The 10538-nt window shown below is 60.9% G+C and carries 8 protein-coding genes, 1 tRNA gene and 1 pseudogene; 3 read left to right on the top strand and 7 right to left on the bottom strand.

Annotation, left to right across the window (positions count from 1 at the left end; genetic code table 11):
- The 3 genes and pseudogenes from RSB01_RS11795 to RSB01_RS11785 all read right to left on the bottom strand — a co-directional run.
- A pseudogene (locus RSB01_RS11795) lies at positions 1-2145 on the bottom strand (hypothetical protein); the annotation flags it as partial.
- Positions 2142-4586 carry a BamA/TamA family outer membrane protein gene (locus RSB01_RS11790; RefSeq protein WP_332625521.1) on the bottom strand — a complete coding sequence of 815 codons (2445 nt, stop codon included), beginning with the start codon at positions 4584-4586 and terminating at the stop codon, positions 2142-2144. The pseudogene RSB01_RS11795 and the gene RSB01_RS11790, both read right to left, overlap by 4 nt.
- Positions 4587-4697: 111 nt before the next feature.
- The gene (locus RSB01_RS11785) at positions 4698-4979 is read right to left on the bottom strand and encodes a hypothetical protein (protein WP_332620417.1); all 282 of its coding nucleotides are present in this window, start codon (positions 4977-4979) and stop codon (positions 4698-4700) included.
- A 449-nt stretch (positions 4980-5428) separates the two neighbouring features.
- Here RSB01_RS11785 and RSB01_RS11780 point away from each other — a divergent pair.
- A tRNA-Lys gene (locus tag RSB01_RS11780) sits at positions 5429-5505 on the top strand.
- A 123-nt stretch (positions 5506-5628) separates the two neighbouring features.
- The gene (locus RSB01_RS11775; RefSeq protein WP_332620416.1) at positions 5629-6192 is read left to right on the top strand and encodes a hypothetical protein; all 564 of its coding nucleotides are present in this window, start codon (positions 5629-5631) and stop codon (positions 6190-6192) included.
- A gap of 50 nt (positions 6193-6242) precedes the next feature.
- Here RSB01_RS11775 and tgt read toward each other — a convergent pair whose 3' ends face one another.
- Both tgt and RSB01_RS11765 read right to left on the bottom strand, forming a co-directional pair.
- Complete coding sequence (gene tgt / locus RSB01_RS11770; protein WP_332590927.1) at positions 6243-7355, bottom strand: tRNA guanosine(34) transglycosylase Tgt; 1113 nt, start codon at positions 7353-7355, stop codon at positions 6243-6245.
- Positions 7356-7370: 15 nt separating this feature from the next.
- Positions 7371-7847: a hypothetical protein gene (locus RSB01_RS11765; RefSeq protein WP_332590926.1), complete on the bottom strand. Its 477-nt coding sequence runs from the start codon at positions 7845-7847 to the stop codon at positions 7371-7373.
- Between the two features lie 153 nt (positions 7848-8000).
- On the opposite strand from RSB01_RS11765, the gene RSB01_RS11760 reads away from it, so the two are divergent.
- Entirely contained in the window at positions 8001-8294 is a 294-nt protein-coding gene (locus RSB01_RS11760; protein ID WP_332590925.1) for a hypothetical protein, read from the top strand.
- Positions 8295-8297: 3 nt separating this feature from the next.
- Here the strand turns inward: RSB01_RS11760 and queA are convergent, their stop codons facing one another.
- Positions 8298-9386 carry a tRNA preQ1(34) S-adenosylmethionine ribosyltransferase-isomerase QueA gene (gene queA / locus RSB01_RS11755; RefSeq protein ID WP_332625520.1) on the bottom strand — a complete coding sequence of 363 codons (1089 nt, stop codon included), beginning with the start codon at positions 9384-9386 and terminating at the stop codon, positions 8298-8300.
- 44 nt (positions 9387-9430) lie between these two features.
- Positions 9431-10538, bottom strand: a 1108-nt coding sequence (locus RSB01_RS11750; protein WP_332625519.1) for a D-amino acid dehydrogenase, incomplete at its 5' end; no start/stop codon positions are given.

Here is a 10538-nt window from a genome sequence, read left to right as displayed (position 1 = left end):
TGCTGCGCGCACGCCGCCCGCATTCACATTCAGGTCGCTGAGGCGCACACCGTCGGGGATGAAGCTGTAGAAGCTGCGGGCATAGGCAGCATGGCCACCCATCGTGCCGCGCAGGTCGACAAAGCCATTGGTCTGGTTGGGATGCGGGCGCTTGCTGTAGTTGATGGCCAGCATGGCATTATCCAGCGACACATTGTCGGCCAGACGGATTTGCTGGAAGTCGGAGCGCAGATTGACGACCGGATAGTTCAGGCTGCCGGTCAGGGCACCCGAACCGCGAATGGCTTCGGGGATCGAGATCGGGCCGATCAGGAACTCACCCGCTGCATTCCAGTTCAGTTTCAGCGCCAGATTGCCGTTGTTGAACTGGCCCATGGCGTTGACGAAGGTGTTCTTGTCACCATCCAGACGGCCCTGCGTCACGGACAAGACGCCCTGATTCAGGCTACCTGCCAGTTTCAGTTTGGGGCGGTCGCCCAACAGCCGGTCAGCCTCGGCAAAGCCGGTTTTGACACGGTTGCCGGTGCCGTCCAGCGACAGGCTCCACGGCGCACGGGCGCGGGGAGAATTGGCCGAAATACGGGCATTGAATGCGCCTTGGGCCTTGGGCGACAGGCGTGAAAGGTCTTTGAGGACGATGTCGCCATCGAATTTCAGACCGCCGACCAGATTGCGCCCGCCCGATCCGGTCAGGCTGGCAGCCTGACCTTGCAGATCAACCTTGCGCAGCAGGATGGCCCCGTCTTTAAGCATTGAGACAGACAGGTCCAGCGCCGGTGCCGATCCCATCAGGCCACCGATCATACCGTCGGTCGAAGCACCCGCAGCGCGAAGCTGGCCTTGCAGATTATACTCACCGCGTGCCACCGACAGCTCCACCGGACCCGTCAGACGGGCCATGCGGTATTCGGAAACCTCGGCATTCTCTGCGGCCAGATTACCTTTTAGCGTAAAGTCTTTGGCATCGCCGTTGAACACGCCCTTGAAGCTGGTGGCATCGGCCAGTTTGATACCGCTGAGGCGCGACAAGGACGGGGTTGCGACCTCCAAAGCGATATTCTCGGCCTTGAACCCGCCCTTGGTCAGGATGGTGCCCGAGGCCGAGGACTGGATGTTGTCGGCAATCAGCCGCCAGCCGATATTCTGGGCCCCTTCGCGGTTCTTCACAGGGAAGGCGGCAAAGCCGATACGGGCGGTGCGGCCGATACGCTCAATGAACGGCGCCAGCAGGTCCGAGCCCGAAAAATCCATATAGCCGGACAGGCGCGAGCCTTCTTCGGCAAAGCGCCCTTTGACGCTGAGCGGGGTAAAGGCACCGGTTTTCATCACGATGTCGGCGCTGTTGCCATCCACCACAGCGATCGCCGAGAATGGCGCATCGGGTGAATAGCCCATGGCACCGGCCAGAGGCCCGCCCATGGCTTCTTGCGCCTGAAGGTTCAGGCGCAGTTCTTCCGGCTTGTCGCTGAAGGTTGCGGCCAGTTTCAGGAAGTCACCCGGGCGGCTGAGGCTCAGGGCGTCGACATTGGCTTTCTTGGCACCATTGCGCGGGATATTGGCATCACCGGTTAGCCGCCAGTGACCATATTCCTTGGAGAACTCCTCCATCAGGTGGATGTCTGTGGCGAACTTGTCGATGTCCACGCTGATGGGCATGGGACCGCCCGGTTCCGTCGGCGGCTCCAGCACTGGACGGCGCAGCACATTGATGCTCTTGGCGGTGATTTCGTCGGCGCGGAAACGGCGCATGACCAGCGGCCAGAACGACCAGTCCACGCGCACATCGTCCGCTGTTAGCCAAGCACCATTGATGTCGGTGACGGTGATCTTATCGATGGTGAAATCATCAAAGAGGTCGCCTCTAACGCCCTCGACCTTGATAGCGCCGTAGCGACCGATCTTTTTGCCGGCGATAAAGCTGGTGACCAGTTCGCGACCGGAATCGGACAACAGATAATAGCGCCCGCCAACAAGGGCGATCACGCCCACACCCACCAGTGCACCGATGCCGATGCCTGAAAAGACGGCAACAGTGCGCAAAAGCGAGCGCTTGCGGCGGCGCTTTTTCGCGCGTTCGGCAGGAGTCTGTTCTTCGGAAGTCGCGGCTTCGTGTTCAGGCTCTGGCAAGGAGGGCGTTTCGGTCAAAATGACTGGCCGATGCTAATATAGAGTTGGAATTCGGAGTCACCTTCACGCTTGTTCAGCGGGATGGCAATATCGGCACGGATAGGGCCGAACGGCAGCTTGTAGCGGACACCGACACCGGCACCGTAGCGCATATTGGTCAGGTTCGGCGTTGCTTCGAAACCGACAGCGCCCGCATCGATAAAGGCGACGGCCTGCCACTTGTCGCGGATGTCGCGACGGACCTCCATCGAGGCTTCGAACAGGCCAAGACCGCCGCGCGGTGTATTGTCCGGCAGGCGCGGGTTGATGCTCTGATAGGAGTAGCCGCGCACCGATCCGCCGCCGCCCGAATACATCAGGCGAGACGACGGGATAACCAGTTCGTCGCCGCCGACAATAGAGCCGATCTTCACGCGACCGGCCAGAACCGTGGCATCATTCTCGCCCAGCCCGTAATAGGCACTGGCCTCAGCTACGGTCCGCAGGAAGAAGACGGTGTCTTCACCCGTCACGGCGGTCGGCTGTGCCGACAGGCTGGCCTTCCAGCCGCTGGTCGGGTCCAGCGGATCATTGGACTGGTCGGTACGCATGGCCCCGCGCAGGGTTACAATGGCCAGATCGCGGTCCAGATTCAGCGCCTGCTGGGTGATCGGGTCATAACGCACCTCGGCATAGCGACCGGTATCAAGGCCAAGACCGACCGAGGCCCACCATCTGTCACCACGACGCTCTGAGACGTCGGCGTCAAAGGTCAGGGCCTGACGTTCATAGGCATCGGTGATTTCATTCACCACAAAGGCGCTGGCCGAAATGGTGCGGCCACGCTTGCGGAAGTGCGGGCGGGTCCAGTCCAGACCGATGCGGCTGTCGATATCGGCCACGCGGAGGATATAGCGCAGGGTATCGGCACGGCCAAAGCGGTTGAACTGGCTCTGCATCAGGTCGATACCGACGCCGTCCTGCGTGGCATAGGACAGACCCGCTTCAAGCAACTTCTTGTCGCGGTCCACCAACTGCACCTGAACTTCGCGCAGAGCGTCATCGGACGAGGTCGTATTACGGACGGGACCGGCAACGCCATTCTCGATGGTTTGCATCCGAAGCGGCTGACGCTCCAGATTAACCGAGACCGAATTGTAGACGCCGGTATCCGACAGGTCTTTTTCCAGACGGGTCAGCAATTCCGGCGAGTAGATGTCGCCTTCTTTCCATGTGACCAGAGACTGGACGAATTTTGCACGGGTGCGGGTTAGCGGGATGTCCTCGGCCACGCGGTTGGTACGCGGCGTGGCGCTGTCATTTTCGTTTTCGCCTTCCGCAGTCTCCGGCTGCGCAGGGCGCGTCCTACGACCCGAGGTCGAGCTGTCGTCGGAGCCGAGCAGGAGCACGTCTTCTTTCAGGCGGACCAGATCACCGGCCTGGATCACAAAGAAGGGGATGGCAACATTGCCTGCGTGACCGGCATATCGCTGGCTTTCCGGTACGGTGGCCGGAACTTCAGGCTCGTCGGCAGTGCCGGTGTTTTCACCGTCGGGTGCAGGAGGGGTTTCGGCGTTGTCTTTCTGGTCCTGAGGCGGCGGCGTCGAGCCGATCAGGCTCTGGTGCAACTGGTCCGCCAGACTGGCAATCGTTTCGTTACCCGGCGTTGTGGCCTCGGCATCTGCGGATGCCGCGTCCAGCACCTCTCCCGTCTCGGGATCAAGTTGCGGGGAGGATGAACCGGCCTGAGTGTCCGGATGAATGATGTGGACCTGACGCGGGTGTGCGCGGGCATCGGCATAGCCGTCTTCGCGCAGGGCACGCAGGATGCGGGACTCGGCGGCAATAATGTCTTCGGCGCGGGCAGGTTTGCCCTCTAGCTGTATAGCCTTGCGGGCATCTTCGACGACGTTGCGGGCTTCGTTACGGCTGTCAGCGGCCCGTACGGGCGCAGCGGCATCAAAAACGCGCGTATCGTAGGTGACGGTACGGTTGCTGTCGGGATTGTTGGGCGGGGCAATATCGCTGGCCGTTGCCGGAGGGGCATTGGCCTCTTCCTCAATGGAAGCGGGCTTGTCGGTGATATTCACCAACAACAGACTGTCCGACCACTTTATGGAAGGATCGACCACGGTAAACCGTGTGCCGGGATAGACGCACAGATGGGGCGGGGCATTGGTGTTGGTCGTGTCGGTCAGGCTGACATAACCGCCATAATAGCCTTCGGACCGCAAAAGCTCGGTGGCCAGTTCCATGGCGCGCTCCGCAGAGGCACGCTTGCGCGATGCGGTCGCTAATTCGGTTCCGCCCGCCTCGCCAATGGCTTGGCGCAGCCGGTCATCCAGATCGCCGTAATTGACCCTTTGGGGGGAGCAGAACTCGAAAGTGGCCCGCGCCTGTTCGGCAAGAGAAGGCGTTGCAGATACGATCAGGGCGCAGACTGCAACGCTGGAAAACAGAAGGCCGTGGCGAGCGGTCAAAATAAGTCCTTCCCAAAGGCAGTCCGTCGAGAAGTTAGTAGGGTAACTTTCTCGGGCTGCGGGAACAAATGCATTCGGAGGCTGCCTTGGCAGCAGCCCTCGTCATCCAGATTAATAGAAAAGCGTTTCGCTTTCGGGCTGCACCGATTCTTCGGAGCTTTGAACCGCAGGCGGCAGGGTCTCGGTCGGGGCTGTGTCCGGTGCGGCTTGCGGTGTCTCGGCGACGACCGGCGTAGCCGCTTCTTCGGCAGCAGGGGCGGCGTCCTCGACCTGTTCGACCTCCATGACCGCCGAGTCATGCTGGTCATATGAGTTGTCACAACTCGAAAGGATCAGGCCGCCTGCAAGCGCCAGTGCGATAGATGCGGTGGTGTAGGAGATGCGAATGGTCATGGTGTTCTCGAAGATTTCCAACGCCGGTCAGGTCAGGTTTACCAGCATATTATTACGCTTAATGAACCGCAGGCGATGAACCGTCTGTGAATCTGGAATTGCTAGCGCAATGAGAGGCAGATGGGGCATCGTTTCTCGTAACCTTTTGTATCGCTGAAATCCCGGCAAGGCTTCAGAATCGATCGTCGGCACGAATCGATCCGTAGAGATTTCAACGTCTTATGAAAGCCGAAAAGGGCGTTCTGGTTCCACCGAGGGCGTTTTGAATGTCAAAAACAGCCTGAAATCCGTCCGGGACCCGAAAAAAGCGCTTCATTTCGCAATAAAGCGCACTTGGACGCAAACTGGCCCTTGACCTTCGGGGCGGAATACAACAAAAACCGCCCTCACACGGAGCGGTCGCCCACGGGCTTCCTGAAGCGGCAGCTAAGTGTTTGATTTCGCAGTGTGCGCCCCTAGCTCAGTTGGTTAGAGCATCTGACTTTTAATCAGAGGGTCCTCGGTTCGAGCCCGAGGGGGCGTACCACTGCGGAAATCACTTTCCCGCACATTTGAATAAGCTACCCCTCGCATTGTTGCACGCGCGACAGTGTGGCTGTTTGCGCCTACGAAGATGGAACATCCTTCGCGGGGAGCGGTTAGCTTAACTATGAAAACATCATCCATCGCCACATTGGCCATTGCGGGCATCGCGCTTGCAGGCTGCGGTACCCTGTCGCCCAAGTCTGCGACCTCTTCGGCCTCCAGAGGGGTCGAGCAGGTCAATTCGGGTCTTGGCAGTGCCTTGCAGGCCCCGCTGGAAGACCTGAACCTGGTGCGTCAGGAAATACCGGCGGTCCTGAACGAGGCTGCGGCTGCGCCCTACAGCGTTCAGGGCATGGGTAGCTGTTCGGCCATTGCTGCCGAGATCGGTCGTCTGGACGAGGCTCTGGGGTCTGATCTGGACGCCGCCGCCAACACAGAAGAAGCAGATATTGGCGACAAGGCCGCCGATGCCGCGGCCGATGCGACACTGGATGCCGTACGCAGCACGGTGACGGACTTTATTCCGGCTCGCTCATGGGTGCGTCGCCTTACGGGCGCAGATCGCCATAGCAAGGAAGTGCAGGCCGCTGTTCGCGCGGGCCTACAGCGCCGCGCCTTCCTGAAGGGGATTGGCCAGCAAAAGAATTGCGCCCCGCCTGCCGCCCCCGCGGGCTATCAGCGCCACTAAGGATGCCAAATAGAAACGGGGAGCCGAAGCTCCCCGTTTTTGTATCTGGATCAGGCCTTGATGTGGCGAGCGCGGAAGTCCTTGCGGAACTGCTCGAACTCGCCCTTTTCGATGGCGTCGCGCATGGCAGCCGTCAGGGCCTGGAAGAAGGCAATGTTGTGCCAGCTCAGCAAGATCTTGCCGAGGATTTCGTCGGCACGGATCAGGTGGTGCAGATAGGCGCGGCTATAGTCCTGTGACGCAGGGCAGGGGACCATCGGGTCCAGTGCGCTCTCATCCTCGGCAAAGCGGGCATTCTTGATGTTGACGGGGCCATCCCACGTCCAGGCCTGACCGTGACGGCCTGCACGGGTTGGTAGCACGCAGTCGAACATATCGACGCCGCGATAGACGGCCTCTACCAGATCGATCGGCTTGCCGACGCCCATCAGATAGCGCGGGCGATCCTTGGGCAGGAACTCCGGCGCGAAATCCAGAACCTCGCACATGGCCTCGTGGCCTTCGCCGACGGCCAGACCGCCAAGCGCATAGCCGTCAAAGCCGATTTCCTGCAGGCGCTCCGAGCTTTCCTTGCGCAGGTTCTCGTAGGTCGAGCCCTGCTGGATGCCGAACAGAGCCTGCGTGTCGCGGGTACCAAAGGCGTTCTTGGAGCGCACAGCCCAGCGGGCCGACAGCTCCATGCCCTGACGGGCGCGTTTTTCCTCGGCAGGCCAAGCGACGCATTCGTCCAGTTGCATGACGATGTCCGAACCCAGACGATCGGCCTGAATCTGTATCGAGCGTTCCGGCGTCAGGACGTGCTTGGAACCGTCGATGTGGCTGGAGAAGGTCACAGCCTCTTCGGTCAGCTTGGAGATGCCCGACAGGGACATGACCTGAAAGCCGCCGCTGTCCGTCAGGATCGGCTTATCCCAGTGCATGAATTTGTGCAGACCACCCAGACGCTCCATGCGTTCCGGTCCCGGACGCAGCATCAGGTGGTAGGTGTTGCCCAGAAGGATGTCGGCACCGGTCTGTTTGACCTGATCGACCGTCATGGCCTTGACGGTGGCCGCCGTGCCAACCGGCATAAAGGCTGGCGTGCGGATGTCGCCGCGTGCGGTTTTCAGGACGCCGGTGCGGGCGCGGCCATCGGTGGCCTTGATATCAAATGGAAAGGGCAATGTTCTTACAGCGTCTCAGAGCAGGCGCTGAAGTTGTTCGGCGCGTTGCAGGTCCTTGGGGCGGCCAAACAGTTTGCAGGTCTCAATCTGCTCGGCGACGGAGGGGATATAGAGGCGTCCGCCGTCTACCGCTACAGGGATACGACTTTCAAAGGTCACCATATGCCAGTCGCCGCCATTGCGGACCTCCATCTCGGCCATGACTTCGACCGGAACAGGGGTGGTCAGGATCTGGCCATAGACGCGCGATCGGAACAGGCCTTCGCCCGGATCGGGGGTCACTTCGCCATAAAGGGCGTCGATCAGGGCCTTGGCATCGCGGGGGCTGCACAGCACATCCACATCCGGCACCCGCCAGTCGGTCAAACCGGCCAGCACCATGGCCGCGCCACCGAACACCCACCACGGATCCTGCATCACACCGGACGCCGAGGCGAGGATGTCTAGAGCGGCGGAAAGGTCTTCGGGCAGATCGTCATAGTAGGTAACCATGACCTTTCTATAGGCCGGTATGCCGCAGGAATAAAACGCTGTGATGATTTAATCTTGGCCATGCAGAACCGGCGGCGTTGGCGGGCGTTGCAGCTATGGACGATATCTGCGTCCTGACCCTTTTAGCCGCGTCTTTTGGAAAGACCACACATCATGGTTGCCCACACCCGCCCGATGTCGCCTATGGCCCGTTATCGTCGCCCGCTGATGTGGGGCGCGATTGCCGCCATTCTGGCTATTCCGGCCATTGCCATGCAGTTCACCCGTGAAGTCGCATGGGGACCGGAAGACTTTGCCTTTGCGGCCCTGCTGCTTGTCGGGGCGGGGCTGCTTTATGAGCTGGCTGTCTGGAAGCTGCTGACCGCCCGTGCCCGATGGATCGCGGGGGCGGTCATTGTTCTGGCTGTTCTGGTAATCTGGGCCGACGCGGCGGTCGGCCTGTTCTGATCGCTAGTCCTTGCGGAACAGCAGGCTGCCGTCACCATAGGAATAGAAGCGGTATTTGTTGTCCACGGCGTGCTTGTAGGCTGCCTGCATGGTGTCATAGCCTGCAAAGGCGCTGACCAGCATGAACAGGGTCGATTTAGGCAGGTGGAAGTTCGTCATCAGAATGTCCACGGCCTTGAAGCGATAGCCGGGGGTGATGAAGATGGCCGTGTCGTCGTGGAACGGGCGGATTACGCCGTCATCGCCCGTCGCGCTTTCCAGCAGACGCAAGGACGTGGTGCCGACGCAGACAATGCGGCCGCCGCGTGAGTGAACCGCGTTCAGGGCGTCGGCAATCTCTTGCGAGACCGTGCCCCATTCGGAATGCATCTTGTGGTCTTTGGTATCGTCGGCCTTGACCGGCAGGAAGGTGCCAGCCCCCACATGCAGCGTGACCGCATGGGTGGAGACGCCGCGCGCCTTCAGGGCTTCGAGTAGTTCGGGGGTAAAGTGCAGGCCCGCCGTGGGGGCTGCGACCGAACCGTCATGCTCGGCAAAGACTGTCTGATAGTCTTTCTGGTCCTGATCGTCCTCGGGGCGCTTGGCCGCGATATAGGGCGGCAACGGCATGACGCCGACATTGCGGATAGCGTCATCAAGCGCAGGGCCAGCCAGATCGAATTTCAGCGTGACCAGACCGTCGTCGCCCTTGGCCTCGATCAAGGCATCCAGCATGCCCATTTCGCAAGCGCGGTCGGTGTCGTTGCCAAAACGCACACGGTCGCCGACCTTGAGCCGCTTGCCCGGTTTCATAAAGGCCGACCAGACATCGGGGGCGTCACGGTGGTGCAGCGTCGCCTCGACCTCGACGGTCAGGATTTCGCCTTCCGGTCCGACACGCTCGCGGATACCGCTCATGCGGGCAGGTATGACGCGGGTGTCGTTGAACACCAGCGCATCACCCGCCTGCAGGAAGTCGGGCAGTTCATGCACGATCCGGTCTTGCAGCGTGCCGTCCTTGACGATCAGGAAACGGGCGCTGTCACGCGGAGATACAGGCCGCAGGGCAATGCGGTCTTCGGGCAGGTCGAAATCGAAATCTGAGGTTTTCACAGGCGGGGTGAACACCTGACCGCGCGAACGGTCAAGTGCTGCGTTTAGCCATTATAGCGCGAAAGGTTCAGGTCGTCGGTCTTGATGGCGGGGGTCTTGCCCGAAATCATGTCCGAAATTACGGCGGCAGAACCGCACGACATGGTCCAGCCCAGCGTGCCGTGGCCGGTGTTCAGCCACAGGTTCGAATATTTGCTGGCCCCGACAATCGGGGTGCCGTCCGGCGTGTTCGGGCGCAGGCCACACCAGAATTCGGCGTCCTTCAGATTACCTGCACCGGGGAACAGGCTGTCGACCGAATAGTTCAGCGTATCGCGGCGACGGGCGACCAGATCACGATTGAAACCGTTCAGTTCGGCCATGCCGCCTGCACGGATACGGGTGCCCAGACGGGTGATCGCGATCTTGTAGCTCTCGTCCATGACGGTCGAGACGGGGGCCTTGGCATCGTCGAGAATGTCGGCGGTGATGGAATAACCCTTCACCGGATAGATCGGCAGCTTCAGGTCCAGATTGCGGACCATCTGCGGCGACCACGAACCCAGCGCCATGACATAGGCATCTGCCGTCAGCGTTTCCTTGTCGGTCAGAACGCCGTCAATCTTGTCGCCATCGCGCGAAATGGCCGAAATGGTTTCGTTCCAGCGGAATTTGACGCCAGCGGCCTCGGCCATCTTGGTCAGGGTTTCGGTAAAGATGCGGCAGTCGCCGGTTTCATCACCGGGCAGGCGCAGGGCACCGACATACGGAACCTCCGAATGGGCCAGACCCGGCTCTGCACGGCGGCAGCCATCGGCATCCAGCAGTTCGTACGCCACGCCTTCGGACTTCAAAACCTCGACGTCCTTCTTGGCGTCCTTCAGCTGTTTTTCGGTGCGGAACAGTTGCAGCGTGCCTTGCTGGCGGCCGTCATACTGGATGCCGGTCTTCTGGCGCAGCAGGTCCAGTTCGTCGCGCGCATATTCGGCCAGACGCACCATGCGGCCCTTGTTCACCGCATATCGGGCAGGGGTGCAGTTACGCAGCATCTGCAAGGTCCAGCGGATCATCGCCATGTCGGCGCGCGTGTGCAGGATCAGCGGCGCGTGGCGCATCATCAGCCACTTGATCGCCTTGGCCGGAACGCTGGGTGCGGCCCACGGCGCGGAATAG

It is taken from the genome of Brevundimonas sp., from assembly GCF_036659295.1.
In the GTDB taxonomy this organism is placed as follows: domain Bacteria; phylum Pseudomonadota; class Alphaproteobacteria; order Caulobacterales; family Caulobacteraceae; genus Brevundimonas.
The sequence above is the reverse complement of the archived record's forward strand: the minus strand, read 5'-3'. Positions and strand labels throughout refer to the sequence as shown.

What these genes read in the sequence shown, in the direction of transcription:
- RSB01_RS11760 (WP_332590925.1), top strand. Translation starts at nt 8,001, where the DNA reads ATGGTTGCCCACACCCGCCCGATGTCGCCTATGGCCCGTTATCGTCGC.
- RSB01_RS11765 (WP_332590926.1), bottom strand. Translation starts at nt 7,847, where the DNA reads ATGGTTACCTACTATGACGATCTGCCCGAAGACCTTTCCGCCGCTCTA.
- RSB01_RS11785 (WP_332620417.1), bottom strand. Translation starts at nt 4,979, where the DNA reads ATGACCATTCGCATCTCCTACACCACCGCATCTATCGCACTGGCGCTT.
- RSB01_RS11775 (WP_332620416.1), top strand. Translation starts at nt 5,629, where the DNA reads ATGAAAACATCATCCATCGCCACATTGGCCATTGCGGGCATCGCGCTT.